Consider the following 18,545-nt stretch of genomic DNA (forward strand, 5'->3'; position numbering starts at 1 on the left):
CTAACCCCCGCATATATCCAGGAGACAAAAAGAAGCGCCCTCCTCTAACGTGAAAGCTAGAGGAAGGGCGCTATTGGTAGCGGGGGCAGGATTCGAACCTACGACCTCTGGGTTATGAGCCCAGCGAGCTACCGAGCTGCTCCACCCCGCGACGAGTGCTTAACGCTACCGCGTCAGCGACTCCACTACTGTAACGCAGACCGTGGATAAAGTGAAATCGCCTGGTCACAGACGGTTTCACTTTCGCTTTAACGATCCGACTGCAGATCCTGAACCGCCTTATCCAGTTCGTCCAGCGCCTTACCGAACTCCTCGAAGGAACCGGACTCGCGAGTCTTGTTCACCTTGTCCATAGCATCGCGCACACGCTGCTCCGGAGACGTATCAGTGCCCTTGCCGTCGGTCTTGTCCGTCTTACCCGCTGCACCCTTCGCGTTGGAATCCTTGTCGTCGTTGCTGCCGCTGTCCTTGCCGTCAGCGTTGCTCTTGTCTTCGTCCTTGGACTTTTTCTTGTCCTTATCCTTGCCCGGGTCAACCACAGAACCGTCGATCTCGCGGATATCCGTAGTGGAGGACGTGTTAATGCCCACCTGGCTCAGCGCCTCGGCAATAGTCGGCGCGTAACCCACCTGACCGTTGTAGCTCACCAGCACGCGCAACAACTTCGGGAAAGCGGAATCCTGCCCACTGCGCTGCGAGTAGACCGGCTCGACGTACAGAATCTGCCCGTCGCCCACCGGCAGTGTCAACAGGTTGCCGTTGGTCAGGTCATTCGTACCCTTCAGCAGGGTGCGTTCGCGGGCGATCTCGTCGGAGGACATCATGGTGTCCTGCGCCTGGTTCGGGCCCAGCGTCTGAGTGCCCGTCGGCAGCACCCGCACGCTGATCTTGCCGTAGTTATCCGGATCGGAGCTCACCGACATGTGTGCAGCCAGGAACTCACGACGCAGACCACGGAACGGAGTAATCAGCTGGAAAGAAGGCTTATTCGTCTTCGGATCCGCCGCCACTACGTAGTACGGAGGCTGCGCATTGTCCTGTCGATCCTGCGGTGCCGTCGGATCCGTCGGCACCGACCAGAACGAGTCGTTTTGGAAGAACACGCCTGGGTCGGAAACGTGGTACTTAGCGATCAGCTCGCGCTGCACCTTGAACATATCCTCCGGGTAGCGCAGGTGATCCTCCAGCTCCTTACTGATCTCCGAACGCGGCTTCACCACACCCGGGAACGCGCCCCGCCACGCCTTCAGCACCGGATCCGATTCATCGAAGGCGTACAGGTCCACGCTGCCGTCATAGGCATCCACCACAGCCTTCACAGAATTGCGAATGTAGCCAACCTCGTTGTCGACCACCTGGGACTCGCTCACGCCATCGGGATTAATGGCGTCAGCAGTAGAATCAGTGAGCCCAATGCGCTCGGAGTAGGGAAGATTATTCAGCGTGGTGTACCCGTCTACAACCCACTTCACACGGCCGTCAATCACAACCGGGTAGGTCTTGGAATCGGTGGTCAACCACGGCGCCACCTTGTGCACACGCTCGCGCGGATCGCGCTCATAGAGGATCTTCGCCCCCTTGCCGATGCGGTCAGTCAGCAGCATGTTCATCGACTCGAAGTGAGCCGAGAACATCAGACGGTTGAAGTAGTTCGACACGTCCACACCACCGGTGCCGGTGTAGGAGTAGTTCGAGGCGTCGGTATCGTACTCCAGCGGCTCACCCTCGGTGTTACCAACGATCGCATAGTCAGCATTGCTCTGCTTCGACGAGGCAATGACCGGACCGAAGTAAATACGCGGCTGCTTTACATCCAGCTTCAGCTCGCCGCCCTGCTTACCGGACTCCATGGACTGCAGATCCGCGACCGTGTACACCGGGTAGCCACCGCGGGCCGAGCCGACATCGCGAGCGACCTCATCCACCTTGCGGGCCGGCGCCGCCACAAAGCCATTGCCGTGTGTGTACACCGTGTGGCGGTTAATCCAGTCGTTTTGGTTGCCATCCAGGGTATTCGGGTTCAACTCGCGGGCAGCAACCACGAAATCGCGCATCTTGCCATCGACCTTGTAGCGGTCAATGGCCAGCTCATCCGGGAAACCATAGAAATTACGCAGCTGCTGTTGCTGGGTAAACGTCGGAGTCAGTACCTCCGGATCCAGGAGACGCACGTTGGACAAAGTAGCGGAATCGTCGGCGACGGCCTTCTTCTGCTCCTTAGACGCTGCATCGCCTGACGAACCCCAGTCGCGGTCGTAGGTCACCTTGTCGTCACCGATGCCATAGGCGAAACGGGTGGCCTCGATATTGCGGGCAATGTACTCGCGCTCTTTTTCCGCACGGTTCGGGTTCACGGAGAACTGCTCTAGTAGCGCGGGCCAGGCGAAGCCCACGGTCAGCGACGAACCCACCATCAGCGCCACAGCCAGCGCCGGGATTCGTAGATCCCGCAGCACAATGGTGATGAAGAACATGGCAGCCACGAAGATGGAGATCACCAGCAGCACGATCTGTGCCGGCAGCACCGCGTTGATATCCGTGTACGACGCACCGGTGAAAGTATCGTGCGAGCGGGTCAGCAGGCTATAGCGGTCAAACCAGTACCCCACAGCCTTCAGCAACATCCACGCACCCGCGATGATGGCCAGCTGGCGACGGGCGTGGACAGAAATAGAGGCCTTCTCCCCCACCCGCGGATTGCCCGTAGTGATGGAACCCAGCAGGTAGTGGCCAACGCCGTTAAGAACGAAAGCCAGGATCAGCAGCACACTAAAGGTAGAGATCAGCAGCTGCAGGAAGGGCAGGTTAAATGCGTAGAAACCGAGATCCATATTGAACTGCGGATCGCGCACGCCGAAGTGAGAGCCATTCAAGAACAACAGCACAGAGCGCCAATTCGATTGCACGATTATGCCGGTGATCACGCCGACGAACAGTGGAATACCCACCAGGAATGGCCGCATATTGCGCCGGATCAGCGGACGGTACTCCGCCAGGGGCGAGGACGTTCCCAGCGAGTCGATCTCGTCCGGCCGCGCCCTATAGGCCAAGAACGCAGCCAGCCAAGAGATCAGCGCACCAATCAGGCCGAAGATCACAAACAGCGCTGCACGCGTGACAATCACGTTCTGGAACACACCCTGATACTCCACGCTGCGGAACCAGGCAAAGTCCGTGTAGACGCTCACCACCACCGGGATGATGAACACGGCGATGGCGATAATCGCCACCGCAATGCCCAGTATCTTCGAGCGCCTGCTCGACACTGGAACGGATGGGAACTGCTGCTTCGGTCGCCCCGAAGACGGTGGCATGGGCGTGCTCAAGGCTTTGTTACTCTCCTGCTAATCGCGCCTGTATCTGTCGCTGATCGCGATGTTTCCACAAGGATACGTACAATTCTTACAGCGTCATAACAAATCCCAGTTCCGTCCCCTACCCACAACGTAACTTTGAGAAAGGCTGTCCGCATGACCTCTTCCAATCCCTCCCACTCCGTCGACCTGCAGGACGAGCGCGTGCTCAACGCTGCTCTGCGCGAGGCCGTGGACTTTGTACAGGCAGAGGGATGGGATCGGCCTGCCACTCTTTTTGCACTGGTCCCCGCCACGTTGATCGCCGACGCGGCTCCGCAGGCCTTCGATGACGAGGCTCCATCCAATCCCCTCGCACTCGTCGTTCAGGAGGATATTCCGGAGCACATTCGCCCCGGTAGTGAAGAGCTTGGCCAATTCCTCGCCACTATCCGCTGGCCCGCCCCGGTCGTCGGTGCGATCCTGGCTCAGGAAATCACTTTCTCCAACGCCGCCCCCGGCGCCGACCCTGCCCCGCGTCAGGCTCGCCTGTTTAGCGGAGTTCTTTGTGACGCCGACTTTTCCGGCCCCGAGCGTTCCCTTATCCAGCTACGCCCCAGCGAAGAAGAGCTGGAGGCCGATCCTTTCGGCCAAGACAAGGTGCAGCTACTCGGCGGCGATGACATCGCCCCCGGCGTGATCCACACACTTCGCGCGACTTTCGAGGCAGACGAGTAAACCCCCGCACACGTTACCGGCTACTTGCAGGTATCGGCCTGCTTGCCTTCGTTGTAATCCTTGAGATCGCTGATGGCGTCATCCAACGTGTCGACCTTAAGCAGGGTGATTCCCTCAGGCGGCTCGTGGACCGCCTCTGCACAGTTCTTTTCCGGTACGAGGAACACCTCTGCGCCGGCTTCCTTGGCGGCGGCGATCTTGTGAGTGATGCCGCCGATCGGGCCAACCTTGCCTGCGGCGTCGATAGTGCCAGTACCAGCGACGAACTTACCGTCTGTGATTTCCTCGGGCGATAGCTTGTCTACCACCGCCAAAGAGAACATCAGACCGGCGGAAGGGCCGCCAATATCGGTGAGGTTGTATTGCACCTTGATGTCACCGCCCGGCTGGGCCACAGTTGCCACTCCGAGAAACGCGGTACCCTCCGGGTGTTCGGCGCGCAGCTCCTTCGGCAGCTCACCAAGGGTGACCTTCACGTCCTTTTCATTGCCCTGACGCTTGACGGTGATCGTCACCTCATCGCCTGGCTTTTGGTCCTTGACCTTGTCCGACAGCTCATTGGGGAGCTTGACTTCTTCCCCGTTGACCTTGGTGACGATGTCGTTGACTTCGATCTTCCCCTGCGCCGGAGAATCTTCGGTCACCTCCATCACCATGGTTTCCAGCGGCTTATGCAAATGATTCATAGCCGAAATGGTGGCATTGGATTCCGAGCTGGAGAACGCTGCGGCATTTTGGCGCTGTACTTCCTCCGAGGACTTTCCGGAGGGGAAAACGTGCTCGATTGGAACCAGGGTGTCGTCGGTCGTGGCCCATCGTTTAAGAGCCTGCGGGAGCGTCATATTTGTCCGCACCGACACGGTAGTCATGTTCAGGTTCCCGCTCGTCGGATGGGTTTTTGCGCCCGTAATGTCCACAACGTCGCGACCGTCGACCTGCCCCAGCGTGTTAAACGTCGGCCCGTTGCCCTCGGCGGCATAGGGAACGGTGATGTTGATGTTGGTGCCGGGAATCGAGGGCAGACCGATGAGGGAAAGCACCGCCACGACGGGCACTACGCCCACGACGATAGTGCGATTTCGCCTGTTCCAGAATTTCACCCGCCTAACTTTACATGCATCCCCCGACGAGGTTGGCCACCACCGCCAAAGCACCCCGACCGCTCTGTTCGCTATCAGCACACGGGAAATAGCACCATAACGGGCTTTCGGGGTCGTTTCCGCACTGAGAGAGTCGGTACGGTGGGGTACATGAGTAAATTCGGCTTTGGCTTCCACGGCTCGCACAACTCCGATGACGATGGCGACAAGGATCACGACCGGGATCGTGATCGGGATCGTGATCAGGACCGCAATAACGAGAACAACGGGAACGAAAACAACCCGTTCGGCTTCTTTTTTGGCGGCCCGATGGGCGGCGGCACCAGTGGCACGGGTGCAGGCGGCATGGGTCCAGGAGCTGGCGCGGGCAATCTGGGGGACATCCTGAACCAGTTCGGTTCCATGCTCTCCGGTTTCGGCTCGGACATGAACAGTTCCGAGGGCAAAGGGCCGGTGAACTATGCGATGGCCAAGCGCACCGCCCGCCAGCGCATTGCAGCCACCCGTAAGGACACTCGTCCGACCCACAACGATTCTCAAGCCGTGGCAGATTCGGTCCGCCTTGCTGAATTGTGGCTAGACGAAGCCACTATCCTGCCCGCAGGCGCGTCCGGCTCTGTGGCCTTCGGCCCGGCGCAATGGCTGGATGAGACCTTCGAAACATGGAAGCGTGTGGTGACCCCACTGGCCGACAAGCTAAGCGATGCTGCACTCGGCGGTGTGCCGGAGGAGATGCGCAGCCAGCTTGGCCCGCTCGCCGGCATGATGAAGCAGATCAACGCTATGAATTTCGGCGTGCAGCTGGGTAATACCCTCGGCGAGATGGCCACCGACGTGGTGCTTTCCACCCAGTGGGGCGTACCCCTGGCGCAGGGCGAGACGGCAGCCATCGCCACCGAACACCTCGACGTCATGGCCAAGAAGCTGGGCTGCGAGCCCCGCGAAGCGCTGATCTATCTGGCCGCGCGCGAAGCCGCGCACCTACGTTTGTTCAAGCACGTCCCGTGGCTGGTGGAACGTCTGATCCTGGATGTCGAAGAGTTCGCGGCCGGGCTATCGCTGGACTACTCCGCCATCGAGGAAGCCACCGGCGAGTTCACCCCAGAATCCCTTAACGACCCGGCGAAGATGCAGGAAATGATGGAACGCATGCAGGGGCAGGATCTTTCCCCACAAGTCGTTTCGTCCAATGTCCATGCCCGTGAGCGCCTGGAGACGAGCCTGTCGCTGATCGAGGGGTGGGTGGATTATGTGACGGGTGTTGCCTTGGACTCCCGCATCCCTGCCGCAGCCATGATCAACGCCGCGTGGTCGGAGTTCCGCAACAACGGCTCCCCTGCCATGGACAATCTGACTAAGGCCCTCGGAATTAGCTTCACCGCTCCGAAGGCAAACGAGGCAGTCGAGCTGTGGCGCAAGCTGGATGATGCGGTGGGCGTCAAAAAGCGCGACGGAGTGTGGGATCACCCGGACTTCCTTCCGGTCGCGTCCGACCTCGACAACCCGGCAGCTTTCATCAGCAACATCGCGTTCGACGAGGACGAGATGGAGGATTTCAACCCCATTAGCGAGATCGAAAAACTCGAGCGGGAGCTCAATGAAAAGCGCGACAACGGTGACGACACCACCGATACCCCCGAGGACTAGCTAATCGCGCATCCCCCAGCGCTTGAAAGCCTCCAAGTACCCCTGTGCTTTCTCCAGCTGCGGGGTGTGCGCCTCCCAGCGGTGAAACTCCGGGCCGTGATTCGGCACAAAAGTATGAATCAGCTCGTGGATAATCACCGCATCCAGCACATAGCCCGGCACGTCCTGCAGGTAATGCGAAATCCGGATGCGCTTGGACTGCACCGAACAGCTGCCCCAGCGCGTGTTCATGTTCGTCACGAACTTGATCTCGCCGATCGTTGCCCGCCCACCGAGGTACTTGCGGTTTAGCTCCCGCGCGCGGTCGGCAAGATCGTCGTTGCCTAGGGCATGACGCCTACTCTTCAGCGCCTTTCCGAGCAGCTCCACGCTAATGCTGCGCAGTTCGGCTTCTCCGATGGCCGCGGGAGCCATGACCAAAAACCCATTGCCTTCTTCCCGCACTGCAACGGTTTTCTTGCGCCTAGCGGATAGCCGGAAGGTGACAGGCGGCACTCGGTTTGGTTCGGCTCCTGCCTGGAGCTGGCGGGCGAGCTCTGCCTCCACATCACGAGCCAGCTGCTGCGGGTCAAGCGCCCGGTGGCGGTAGGAGGAAACCACGGATTATCCTTTCCACCTGCGAGGACTATGCCTCCCTGCTAGGGTGAGAGGCGAATCACAGCGCGTGGGGAGCACGCGGTGCGAGGGGTCTTTACAGAGGGGTTGTAGAGGGGATTTTGGGGAATGCAATCATGCTAAAGCTTAACCTGCCGGCGAGTACAGCCATCCTGGCAAGGCCTACGATCGGCCTGCAATTCGGCGTGCTGCCGCACGAATCTATGATCCTGCCGCTGCCGAAAAGCGTGAATCCGAGCCAGGTTGCGCACGTTTTTGCCCTTGCCCGTAGCGGGATCGGTTTCGACGAGCTGCACCAGAAACTGGGCTACTGCGGAGTAGACGAGGAAGATGCCCGGCTGATTCTCTCCGAGATGGTGCGGGCAGAGATACTGCGCCCATCGCAGGCGGACGTGGACTTCCACGTGCTCGCGTCCGGCGTGTCCAGCGAGAGATTAGAGCCTGTTTTAGAAGCGCTGGGTTTGAGTTTTCGCATTACCTCCGCACCCAGCGAAGCACGACGGTCGCTCATCGTCCTCCCCGGAGCAGTGTTCCCCACCCCGGACGTGCAGCATGCGCTTATGGTCAACCGCGTAGCCCACTACCCAGCCGGGATCGTGGATGGTCGGAATGTGTTGGGACCATTAGTGGTGCCAGGAGTTACTCCCTGCCTGGCTTGTATGGATAGCTACTACGGGCAGATCGACGACGGTTGGCGTGGGGTACGTCTGCAGGCAACAGGGCGTCCCGGAAGTACGGAACGGCACTTGGTCCAAGCGGCCTCTACACAGCTGGCGATGATGCTCAACGAACACGTATTGCCCTGGTGGCGCGCGCACCGGGCGTACGTGCGCGAGCGGCGAATGGCGCGACTGCAGCAGGAGGAAATTCCCGCGGCCCCGGAGATCCCAGAGGTCCTTAGCCAGCGGCGCCTCGTGGATTTCGCCAGTGGCGCAGTGCGCACCTATCAAGTGCCTTTCAACGACAGCTGTCTGTCTTGTCGAGCGGTACGGAGCTAATCGGCTGGGTCAGGCTGACTCAGGCGTAGTTGCTGACGATCGCCAGCACGTCCTCGCCAAATTCCTTGACCTTCACCGGACCAATGCCCGGCACCGCCACCAATTGGTCAGCCGTAGTGGGAAGTTGTTCGGCGATGGCACGCAACGTGGCGTCAGTAAAGATGACATACGCCGGCACAGCCTTGTCCTTAGCCTGAGTAGTACGCCATTCCCGCAGTTCGGTGAGCAGGAGGTGGTCGGTTTCCGGGGCGTGCTCGCCGCAACGGCCAAGAATCTTCAGCTCCGGGCTTCCCAAACGAGTGCCGCAGATAACACAGGCATTCTTGGGCGCGCCGAGGCGCTCCCGGGTTCGGTTGCCCTCGCGGCGCTGCGCCGCCATGGCCTCCTCCTGTGGTACCAACCCGTCAAGGAAGCGCGTGCGGCGTCGGTTCGATGTAGAGCCTTCCTGCCTGGCCAACGCCCAACTGAGGTGCAGGTGCTCACGCGCACGAGTGATACCGACGTAGAACAGGCGACGCTCCTCCTCGATTGCCTCTTCCGAGCCCGCCCCTTTCAGGGCGTGGCGAATCGGCAATGTGCCTTCATTTAGGCCAACGAGGAACACCGCATCCCACTCCAAACCCTTTGCGGCGTGAATGCTGGCGAGGGTCACGCCCTGGAACTTCGGCGGGTTCTTAGCACTCATGCGCTCCTTAAGCAGCGCAACCACTCCCTGCATGCTTAAAGGTTCCGCGGCAGTGGAGGTGATCTCCTTGACCAGATCAAAAAGTGCTTGCAGGGATTGCCATCGAGCACGCTCCTGGGAACCCGCGGGCTCCGTGGACGTCAAGCCGACGGGTACCAAAGCGGCGCGGATAGCATCTGGCACATCTTCGGGGTCTGGGTCGTATTTCTTGGCCGCGGCGATGATCGCATTCATACCCTCGCGGATTTCCGCACGCTTAAAGAAGCCTTCTCCGCCCTTGACTTGGTAACCAATTCCGGCCTGCTCAAGCTCGTATTCGTAGTTCGCAGATTGCGAATTGATGCGGTACAGAATCGCAATGTTCGCCGGTTCCACGCCCTTTTTGATGAGGGTCTGAATTTCCTTGACCACCGCCGCTGCTTCCGCAGGCTCGTCCGGGTATTCGTGGAACTCCGGGACAGGTCCGGCGGGGCGTTGGCCTTCCAGCTTCAGCCGAGTGCCCGCCACGCGCCCCTTCGCTTTGCCAATCACGCTATTAGCAAGATCTACAACCTGCGGGGTGGAGCGGTAGTCGCGATGCAGGCGGACAGTGGTGGATTCTGGGTATTTGGTGGTGAAGTCCAGCAGATATTCCGGGGTTGCGCCGTTGAAGCTGTAGATCGTCTGGTTGGCATCCCCCACCACTGTGAGGTCATCGCGGTCACCTACCCAAGCGTCGAGAACGCGCTGTTGCAACGGCGTGACGTCCTGATACTCATCGACGACAAAAGTCCGGTAGCGAGAGCGGAACTCATCTGCGATGCCGACATTCGACTCAATGGCCGCTGCCATATGTAGCAACAGGTCGTCGAAGTCCAGCAGCATACCCTCGGGCGTGGTCTTGAGTCTTTCGTACCCCTGAAACACCTTGACGAAGGTCTGCGGATCCTCCGGGCAATCGCGGCGACGCGGCTCTACATAATCCGGATAGTCCTCCGCACTGATCAGGGAGGACTTTGCCCACTCGATTTCCCCGATGAGGTCCGCTAGCATGGCGGTGCTGGTCTCGACGCCAACTGCGCGGGCGGCACGGGAGACAACGCGGAACTTGTTATCCAACAATGCCCAGGGCAGATCACCCGCATAGGCGGGCCAGAAGTACTTCAGCTGTCGCAGTGCCGCAGCGTGGAAAGTCTTGGCCTGCACTTTGGGGATGTTCATCAGCGCTAGGCGCTCGCGTAATTCTGCAGCGGCGCGGGCGGTGAAGGTAACGGCCAGAACATGGTCGGGGTTAACAAAACCGCCGTCGACTAGGTGCGCAATGCGGTGGGTAATGGTGCGGGTTTTACCGGTTCCGGCGCCGGCGATGATGCTCACAGGTCCGCGCGGGGCGGAGGCAGCCTTAGCCTGTTCCGGATCCAGTCCGTCCAGCAGGGAGCTCACAAATATCCCTACTTTGCGCCTGGGATCTCGTCGGCGCCAGGGTTGGAACGCACATAAAGTACGCGGTCTCCAGGCTCGATGGTCTCTGCCTCGGAGGAATCAATGCGGTATAGCTCGCCGGAGCGCACTACACCCAGCACGACGTCTTCCAGTACGCGGGGATTACCGCCGACTTCTTCCTCGCTGACGAGACGCTCGGCAATGGAGAATCCTTCATCCGGTGACAGCAGATCCTCCATCATTTCCGTCACGGACGGTGTAACGGTAGCCAGTCCCATCAGGCGGCCAGCAGTCTCGGAGGAAACCACCACGGAATCCGCACCGGATTGGCGCAACAGGTGCGAGTTATCCGATTCACGGACACTGGCCACAATGGTGGCCGAAGGTGCAATCTCACGCACGGACAAGGTAATCAGCACAGCCGTATCGTCCTGGTTGGGCGCGACGACAACGGCACGGGCACGGTTCACACCTGCGAGCTTCAACACGTCGGAGCGGGTCGCCGAGCCCTGCACGGTGACCAACCCCTGTGCCGAGGCCTGGTCCAGTACCTCCCGATCCGTATCCACGACAACGATCTGCGATGGCGATACGCCGTCAGCCAAGAGCGCTGCAATGGCGGAGCGCCCCTTGGTGCCGTAGCCGATGACGATGGTGTGGTTGCGCATTTTCTTCCTCCAACGGCGGATGACAAGCGTTTTACGAGACTCTTCGGTGAGCACTGACAACGTGGTGCCGACCAACAACACCAGGAACACCAGGCGAGCCGGGGTAACGATCAGTGTGTTGACGAGACGAGCGTTTTGGGTCTGCGGTGATACATCGCCGTAGCCGGTTGTCGACAGAGACACCGAGGAGTAATACAGCGCGTCTATGAAGGTTTCCATACCTTCGTAGGCATCACGGTCGACATAAGCCAGTCCAGCAACGAAGAACACGAGCAAGAAGGCGTAGAACATGCGCCGAATGATGAGCCACCAGGGGCTTTGCGCCACCGATGTTGGAATGTGGACGATATTGAGTAGCGCATGCGGCGGTAGCTCATCGACCTCATCGTCGGCGCTAAAGCGTTCGCGCAGCCGGTACTTCATCTACATCCTCTCGTCATTGCTCGTTGCCTTTGGTGACGCCCCCAAGCATCCCTTCGAGCTCGTCTGCAGAAAGTAGTGTACGCGGTTCATATGTTTCATTGGCCACGACGTAGTGGAACGCAGCGCGAACGTTGTCGGCGGGCACCTCCACCCCCAGTTTTGCGCTAAGCAGCTTCGCCCATGCCAGCCTGTAGACGGCAAGCTGCATGGCGGCGGCATCCATGTCCGCACCGGTGGGTTTACGCCCGGTTTTCCAGTCGACGACGAACCAGCCGTTGGCGGGGTCGTCTCCTTCGTGGAACACCGCGTCGATTCGCCCTTCGAACACATGGCCGCCAATGGTGACGGAGTAGGCGCCTTCCACGCTGGCGGGCTGTCGGTGTGCCCACTCGGATCGGAGGAAGGCCTCCTTGAGGGTATCGAGATAGGGGTCTTCCAGGGTTGCATCGGAGGCTCCGGGGAGTTGATCCTCGTCCAGCAGCGAAACCTGCTTATAGCGTTGCTCCACCCAGTTGTGAAAGGCGGTGCCGCGCTTGGCGTAGGGCTTCGGCTCCAGTGGGATCGGTCGGCGGGCGCGGAGGGCAAACTCTTCCTCGTCCTTGCGCAGGCTTACAGCCTCGGTGGCTGTCATCCGTACGTTCATGGGAACCAATAGTTCGGTATTGTCCATCTCGGCGAGCTCTTCAAGCAGCAGATCTGTCTCCAGATCCCAAGCCTCGGCAAGTGTCGAGGGTGCGGAGTGGTCAGCGTCGGGAGTGTCGGCGTCGCCTGCCGTACCTGCATTGGTCTTCTCCTCTAGCGCTGTGATTTCCGCCCTCAGCTGAGCTGCGGCTTCAGTGACCTCGGGGCGATTCCCGACCAGATCGGTACGGGGCCAAGAGGCACCAACAGTGCCCTCGGATTCACGGTTTTTGCGTTCCTCTTCGTAGTCCAAACGCTGTGCGTTGATCTCAGGGGTTGGCAAAAAGAGCTTGTCCTCAAGTGGCCCGTCTGAGTCTTCCAGCAATTGATCCAGGTCCTTGTAGTACTTCCCCAAATCAGACCAGTATTCCACCTGGCTATCTATGCCATTTTCCTGCATATACTCGCGTAGCTGAGAAAGGCAGATGGATGGGTCGTTGCCCTTCGCTGTCGATCCTTTAAATGCCGATCCACTGACATAGAGCACCCGCTCGGAACGGGTGATTGCCACGTAGAACAGTCGGTCGTTCTCCTTTGCACGGAATCGACTGACTTGCTTGTTGAACGCGTTGTATTCTTTGGTGTGCTGTGACCGATTCTCCGCTTCGGCCAGCGAGAGTACTGGGTATGCTCCCGGCTGGTCGCCGGCATCGCCACGCAGGCTGCTGGGCATCACCTTTGCATTGGTCGTCCAGGAAGATTCACTCCTAGGCTGGGAATAATCGCCGTAGCGTTCGCGGGAGGCATGTGGAACGGCGACGATGTCCCACTCCAGCCCCTTTGCCTTGTGAACCGTGAGGATCTGTACGGTGTTGTCCTTGCGCTGAACCTCGCCCGGGTCCAGGCCGTCTTCCTTCGCATGAGCTGCCAGCAGGTATTCGACCAATGCCTGGGGGCTGGCAGTAACAACGCGGGAGAATTCGCGTACAATCTGCGCGAACTTGTCGAGGTGGCTGGTACCGATTGCCTGCTCCGGCTGACGGTGCCAACGCATCAGAACTTCCGTGCGCACTCCCAGCATCTTCTCGATATCCGCCACCAGATCCGGCAGATTCTTTTGCAGGCTATGACGGCGCAAGTATCCGAGCTCTCGCCCGAGCTGTGCAAGCCGCCTAGCTCCCTTAGCCGACATGCCCATTTCCTCCGCATCAGTCATGTCTGCAAGCGCGTCGGTCAGCCCCACGGAAAACTCAGTGGGGTCGGGGATGGCCTCCAGTACCTTGTCGATAAGCTCCTCCCGCACCCCGGCGCTTCGGAAAGCGTCGATCTTCTCGGCCTGTAACTGCGCTGCGGTCTCATCCATTTCACCAGGCTGCGCGGCTCCACGATTGACGATCTGCTCTGCGCGGCGAGTAAGCACAGCAAGGTCTGCGGCTCCAATGTTCCACCGTGGTCCGGTCAGCAGGCGTAAAAGTGCTACGTCATCCGTGGGATCCACTAGCACGCGCAACGTAGAGAACACGTCAGCGACCTCGGGAATATCCAAAAGTCCAGGTCCGGCGGTCATGTCCGCTGGTACCCCGCGTTCCACCAATTTTTCATAGATCGGCACCGCATCCTTGTTTACAGTCACCAGCACTGCGGCGGAAAAGGGCTTAATCTTCGCCGGGTTTTCCGCTGCCTCCAGCTTCTGCTGGTAGGCCTCCCACTGGGTCTGAAGCTTCTCGGCCAGCCAGTCGAGTTCCTGCTCGCGCTCCTCAAAAAAGGCCACAGCCGTCTCGCCTTCCGCGGCTCCGGAGCGCGGGCGCAGTTCCGAGACTAGGCGCCCGGTGCTCTCAGTGCTCCGTTCCATGGACCAGGTAGAAACCTTATTGGCCATGTCCAACACCCTGGTGGGGTTACGCCAGGACGTCAGCAACTGCAGTTTCTGCGCTGGCTCGCCAGAAGCATCGGGGAAGTCTGTGCGGAACTTCTCCAGATTAGAGGCCGTAGCTCCGCGGAACTGGTAGATCGATTGCATTGGGTCGCCCACCGCCATCGCAGAAAACTCACTGCCGCTCGCACGCCCTTCACCGAACAAGGATCGCAGCATGATGCGCTGAGCATGGCCGGTGTCCTGGTATTCATCCAGCATGACCACGCGGAAGCGTCGCCGCTGTTCCTGTCCCACGATGTCGTGGTCGCGTACGAGCTGCGCGGCTTTGTTCATCTGTTGTCCAAAGGTCAACAGGTCGCGTTCCTGCAGTGCTTCGCGGTATTGCTGCACGAAGCTCAGCAGCTCAATGCGATACTGCTGGGCATCAAGAAACTTCTGGTTATCCCCGGTGAACTCACTCTTTGCATTCGCTTTCTTGGGCAGCTCTTCCAGCAAGTCCTTAGCTTTCAGGCTCTCGCTCTGAACCTCACCTAATTCGGCCAGGTGGTTATCCATTTCATCTGAAAGGGTGCACACGTCATCAATAACGGTCGCTATGGACTTGTCGGCGGTCACTGAGCCACCCGAGTTGAGAATCACGTCCCGCGCCACCATCCACCGTTCGGCGTCGGTAATTAGCCGTGCGGCAGGTTCAGATGGGATGAGCAAGCCATATTCACGGACGATGTCTCCGGCATAGGAATCGTAGGTCGCCACTGCCGGAGCGATATTCTTCAGCACCTCGCGGCGTGGATCGTCTGGCGCCAGCTCATCCATAAAGGCACTTTCCGCGAGGGTCTGCAGCCGTTGGCGAATGCGTTCTCCCAGCTCGGCGGCAGCTTTACGGGTGAAGGTCAGACCCAAGATCTGTTCAGGCCTAGCGTAACCGTTCGCCACCATCCAAACGGCACGTGCAGCCATCGTTTCGGTCTTACCTGCGCCGGCGCCGGCGACCACCAGGAAGTTACCGAACGGCCCCGCCTGGATCACGTCAGCTTGTTCATCGGTGGGCTCGAATCTCTGCCCCATCAGCCTTGACAGCTCCTGAGGGCTGTAGATGTGTCGGTTGTTATCCATTTACACCACCTGCTTTCCTGTGGCCTGTGCGGGGCAGATCGCCTTGAAACCACAGTTTCTGCAGCGATCGTTGGGCGTGGCCAGGTATGTCGGCCCTGCCGTCACTGGCGCTATCTCCATCAACTTGTCGTGCGCTCCAGCTAGTTGTTCTTCCGTCAACTCCGCCTGGGGCCTTTCGGCGATTGTCTTGTTGGTCACCCTCGGGTACACCAGCGATGCACCTCCGGGGCGGTACGTCCTCCCCGCCTGACCGGAGCGTTCGTTGAGAGGCAACAGGAATTGATACGTGCTCAATTGCGGACTCTCCTCCGCAACCTTCTTAGTCACCGCACTTTTGCCGGTCTTGAAGTCGATCACCTTCGTCAGGCCGCTCTCCGGGTTCGTCACCAGCAAGTCGGCACGACCACTCAGCGTTACCTCTACCCCATCGGGTGTCTGTCCGACTGTGGCCCTGAGCGTGCGCTCCGTCTCTAGCTCATTGCCTTGTTGTCGCAGGCCGTCGATGTAATTAAAGAGCCTTTCGACGCCCTTTTCCCAGTCCTCTAGAGTCTGGTCATTCTTCCACTCTGGTCCGTCAAGCACATGCGGCAGAATCTCTCGAATTGCCAGCTTCGCTTCGTATAGATCCATCCCGTGCGCAATCTGCTCGGCGATTGCGTGGATGACAATGCCCACACGCATCGGCTCGGTGGATTCGCTCACACCACCATTCGACTCCAAGAAAGTACGCAGGGCGCAAGTGCTCCAGCTCTCTAGCTTGGATGGGCTCAGGCGGATCTTGTCCCCGGCCAACACACGTGCGCTCGTGGACGGTTCCACCATGCCCCACCATTCCTCGGGCGCTGCGCCATGCACCCCGGCACGTGCCATCTTCGCCAGGTTCCGCATGGCCGCCTGGCGTTCGTGACCAGGGCGTTGCGGGTCAGTCGCAGCATCGCGCAGCTCCGCCAGCAAGGATTCAATTGCCAGCACGCGCGGCAGCGTGCCCGCACCGGAGCCTGAAACCATATGGCCAACAGCCCCGTCTAACTCCGCCAAGGTCGCCAGTGTGGTGGGCTCCACGCCCATTTCGGCGATAAAGCGCGAGGGCACCATCGCTTCGTCACCCGAGTTCTCTACGCACGTCACGTGCACGCTTTCCGTCGCCCGGCTCACAGCTAGCAGGAATAGTCGGCGCTCCTCCTCAATCGCATCGTTGATACGTGCCACGGGCACGCTCGGGTCGATACCCCGATCCAGCAGATCCACCAGCTCCAACTGGCCGAAGAGTCCGCCGACGGTCGGGCCGGTCGGCCACTCTCCTTCCTGTACACCGGCCACTACCACGACTTGCCACTGCCTACCCGCCGCAGCGTGGGCTGGCAGAATCTCTACCGCGCCGGAGCGCACTCCGCGCTGATCGCGCCCTCCGGTTGGCACCTTCTGGGCACGAATACTGTCGACAAAGCTCTTCACCTTTGCGTGCGGATTTCGCTCTGCAAAGTCACCTACCATGTCGAACAAACTCATCACCGCATCCAGGTCCGCATCAGCCTGGGCGCCTAGGGATCCACCCTTCAACGCCTGCGACCGCAGATGCATATCCAGCTGTGTGGCCTGCCAAATCTTCCAAAGCACCATTTCTGTACTCTGGTGTTCCGCCAGTGCGCTACGCCCTGCATCCAAAACCTTGGATACGCGCTGGATGACTTCTAGCTCGCGCGGCCCGCAGTAGCTAATGATCCACTGATTCGCCGGGACACCCGGGTGGTTTAGAAACTCCGTCACATAATCCGCAGCCTGGAATGGCTTAGCATTTTCATGCTGTCGCAACTGTTGGCCGACAACCTGTGCAGAACGAATTGCCAGCGCCACCGCGCGGTGTACGCGGCGCACCATCACCGGATCCGCTCCGCCCACGCTTCCTTCCAACAGCTCATGCATCTCCGCCACCGTGAGATCGCGGTAGCTGGCCTCCGCAGCTAGGAGCAGCATGCGCACCAGCGGTTGTTCCGCCAGCACCATGGATGTCGGATCCACCTTCACAGGCACGCCATAGGCCATGAGCGATCTACGCACCCGCGCGATACTGCCCGTGCCGCGCACGATTACCGCCATGTCATCCCACGCAACGTCCTGCTCGACATGCGCGCGCCGCACTACATCGACAATCCTCAAGCGTTCCGCGGTTTCTGTCGGAGCGATTGTCACGTCCACGTTCCCCTCGCGCGCCGCGGCGGAACGCAGTTCCACGCGACTTGGCTGAAAACTCAAGTGACTGCGGATATCGTTCACTGCCTGAACCGCAAGGGGCGTCAAACGATAGGAAGCACTAAGCACAACCCGGTGGTCTGGATCCTGCGAGTAGGAGTCCAAAAAAGCCTCGTCGGCCCCACGGAAGTGGAACACGCACTGATCCGGATCGCCTGCGATGAAAGTGCGGGTTCCGGGGACCAGGAAGCTCTCGATCAACCTCGCAGACGCGGGATCCAAATTGTGTGCGTCGTCAACCAGCACCAGTTTGGTCTTCGTCCGCTGCCTTTCGACCAACTGCTCCCCCTCGGGCTGGTCGAAAGTAGCAAGAGTGGCGTGCAACAACTCCGAAGCGTTCAGGCTCTCGGACTGGCCCAGGCGCTGCACCTGCTCATATTCAGCCTGGAATTGCCCCGCGGCCTCCCACATAGGTCGCCCGTGCTCCACGCCTAATTGTTGCAGCTGCTCCGCCGATACTCCCCGTTCTGTAGCGCGCAGCAGCAGGTCACGCAGCTGTTGGGCAAAGCCAGAATATCCCAAGGCCGGTACCACATTGGCGGGCCAATAACGGTTGCCGTCCTCCACAGTGCCACGCAGGATCTCGCGGATCTGCATGTCATGCTCCGCACCCGTTATCAGCCGTGGCTGCTTTTTACCGCGCAGCGTCTGCACACTGCGATAAAACGCGAAGGCCCACGAGTGCACCGAGCGCACAAAAGTACCGGAAGCTGCATAGTCCCCCTCGCCCGCCATGCGCTGATACAGTGCGGCGCGCACGGCCGTCGCCGCCTGTTTCGACGGTGCGAAGAACATTATTTCTGACGCCGATCCCCCGCGCAGAAGGAATTCCCGCGCAGCAGCGATCAACAGTGACGTTTTGCCCGTACCCGGTCCGCCGAGAATCGCATACGGCTTCGCATAATCCACCTGTGTGGATCCTTCGACCAGCGCTCCAGCAAGGCCTTCGAAGTGTTCCTGAGGTTCGGTCGTCGCCGACGGCTGGCCCAGCCGTACGCGCGGCTTCCCGCTGGCTCCGAGCCGCTTTTCTAGGTCGCGGTTGATGTCTCGAGTGTTGACCTGCTCCATGTCTTTAAGTTTGTCACGCGCACAG

10 protein-coding genes and 1 tRNA gene are annotated in these 18,545 nt (G+C 59.9%); 3 read left to right on the forward strand and 8 right to left on the reverse strand.

All coding sequences use genetic code 11. From position 1 onward, the window contains the following. Positions 1 to 74: 74 nt before the first annotated feature. Both ACWXWJ_RS03460 and ACWXWJ_RS03465 read right to left on the reverse strand, forming a co-directional pair. A tRNA-Met gene (locus tag ACWXWJ_RS03460) sits at positions 75 to 151 on the reverse strand. Between the two features lie 97 nt (positions 152 to 248). Continuing rightward, positions 249 to 3,314 (reverse strand): UPF0182 family protein, encoded by a 3,066-nt coding sequence (locus tag ACWXWJ_RS03465; protein ID WP_473963563.1) that lies wholly within the window; start codon positions 3,312 to 3,314, stop codon positions 249 to 251. 156 nt (positions 3,315 to 3,470) lie between these two features. Here ACWXWJ_RS03465 and ACWXWJ_RS03470 point away from each other — a divergent pair, with 156 nt between their 5' ends. After that, complete coding sequence (locus ACWXWJ_RS03470) at positions 3,471 to 4,031, forward strand: PPA1309 family protein (RefSeq protein ID WP_034977643.1); 561 nt, start codon at positions 3,471 to 3,473, stop codon at positions 4,029 to 4,031. A gap of 20 nt (positions 4,032 to 4,051) precedes the next feature. Here the strand turns inward: ACWXWJ_RS03470 and ACWXWJ_RS03475 are convergent, their stop codons facing one another. Continuing rightward, the gene (locus ACWXWJ_RS03475) at positions 4,052 to 5,131 is read right to left on the reverse strand and encodes a YlbL family protein (RefSeq protein WP_473963564.1); all 1,080 of its coding nucleotides are present in this window, start codon (positions 5,129 to 5,131) and stop codon (positions 4,052 to 4,054) included. A gap of 150 nt (positions 5,132 to 5,281) precedes the next feature. Here ACWXWJ_RS03475 and ACWXWJ_RS03480 point away from each other — a divergent pair, with 150 nt between their 5' ends. Then, positions 5,282 to 6,778 carry a zinc-dependent metalloprotease gene (locus tag ACWXWJ_RS03480; protein WP_034977648.1) on the forward strand — a complete coding sequence of 499 codons (1,497 nt, stop codon included), beginning with the start codon at positions 5,282 to 5,284 and terminating at the stop codon, positions 6,776 to 6,778. On the opposite strand, the gene ACWXWJ_RS03485 is transcribed toward ACWXWJ_RS03480, so the two are convergent. Beyond that, positions 6,779 to 7,378, reverse strand: coding sequence for a M48 metallopeptidase family protein (locus tag ACWXWJ_RS03485; protein ID WP_034977651.1), 600 nt, complete (start codon positions 7,376 to 7,378; stop codon positions 6,779 to 6,781). A gap of 131 nt (positions 7,379 to 7,509) precedes the next feature. Here ACWXWJ_RS03485 and ACWXWJ_RS03490 point away from each other — a divergent pair, with 131 nt between their 5' ends. Next, positions 7,510 to 8,391: a hypothetical protein gene (locus ACWXWJ_RS03490; protein ID WP_034977652.1), complete on the forward strand. Its 882-nt coding sequence runs from the start codon at positions 7,510 to 7,512 to the stop codon at positions 8,389 to 8,391. 19 nt (positions 8,392 to 8,410) lie between these two features. On the opposite strand, the gene ACWXWJ_RS03495 is transcribed toward ACWXWJ_RS03490, so the two are convergent. The 4 genes from ACWXWJ_RS03495 to ACWXWJ_RS03510 are packed head-to-tail and all read right to left on the reverse strand — an operon-like array spanning position 8,411 to position 18,520. Beyond that, a complete protein-coding gene (locus ACWXWJ_RS03495) occupies positions 8,411 to 10,498 on the reverse strand; it encodes an ATP-dependent DNA helicase UvrD2 (RefSeq protein WP_473963565.1) in 2,088 nt (695 codons plus the stop codon). Between the two features lie 8 nt (positions 10,499 to 10,506). Beyond that, the gene (locus tag ACWXWJ_RS03500) at positions 10,507 to 11,589 is read right to left on the reverse strand and encodes a potassium channel family protein (protein WP_293790809.1); all 1,083 of its coding nucleotides are present in this window, start codon (positions 11,587 to 11,589) and stop codon (positions 10,507 to 10,509) included. Positions 11,590 to 11,602: 13 nt separating this feature from the next. Beyond that, entirely contained in the window at positions 11,603 to 15,202 is a 3,600-nt protein-coding gene (locus ACWXWJ_RS03505) for a UvrD-helicase domain-containing protein (RefSeq protein WP_473963566.1), read from the reverse strand. After that, positions 15,203 to 18,520, reverse strand: coding sequence for a PD-(D/E)XK nuclease family protein (locus tag ACWXWJ_RS03510; protein WP_473963567.1), 3,318 nt, complete (start codon positions 18,518 to 18,520; stop codon positions 15,203 to 15,205). Between the last annotated feature and the right edge of the window lie 25 nt (positions 18,521 to 18,545).

Source organism: Corynebacterium sp. p3-SID1761, from assembly GCF_055862885.1.

Bases quoted from the DNA above. Each gene is read 5' to 3' on its own strand.
- ACWXWJ_RS03465 (WP_473963563.1), bottom strand. From the start codon at position 3,314: ATGCCACCGTCTTCGGGGCGACCGAAGCAGCAGTTCCCATCCGTTCCA.
- ACWXWJ_RS03470 (WP_034977643.1), top strand. From the start codon at position 3,471: ATGACCTCTTCCAATCCCTCCCACTCCGTCGACCTGCAGGACGAGCGC.
- ACWXWJ_RS03480 (WP_034977648.1), top strand. From the start codon at position 5,282: ATGAGTAAATTCGGCTTTGGCTTCCACGGCTCGCACAACTCCGATGAC.
- ACWXWJ_RS03490 (WP_034977652.1), top strand. From the start codon at position 7,510: ATGCTAAAGCTTAACCTGCCGGCGAGTACAGCCATCCTGGCAAGGCCT.
- ACWXWJ_RS03500 (WP_293790809.1), bottom strand. From the start codon at position 11,589: ATGAAGTACCGGCTGCGCGAACGCTTTAGCGCCGACGATGAGGTCGAT.
- ACWXWJ_RS03505 (WP_473963566.1), bottom strand. From the start codon at position 15,202: ATGGATAACAACCGACACATCTACAGCCCTCAGGAGCTGTCAAGGCTG.
- ACWXWJ_RS03510 (WP_473963567.1), bottom strand. From the start codon at position 18,520: ATGGAGCAGGTCAACACTCGAGACATCAACCGCGACCTAGAAAAGCGG.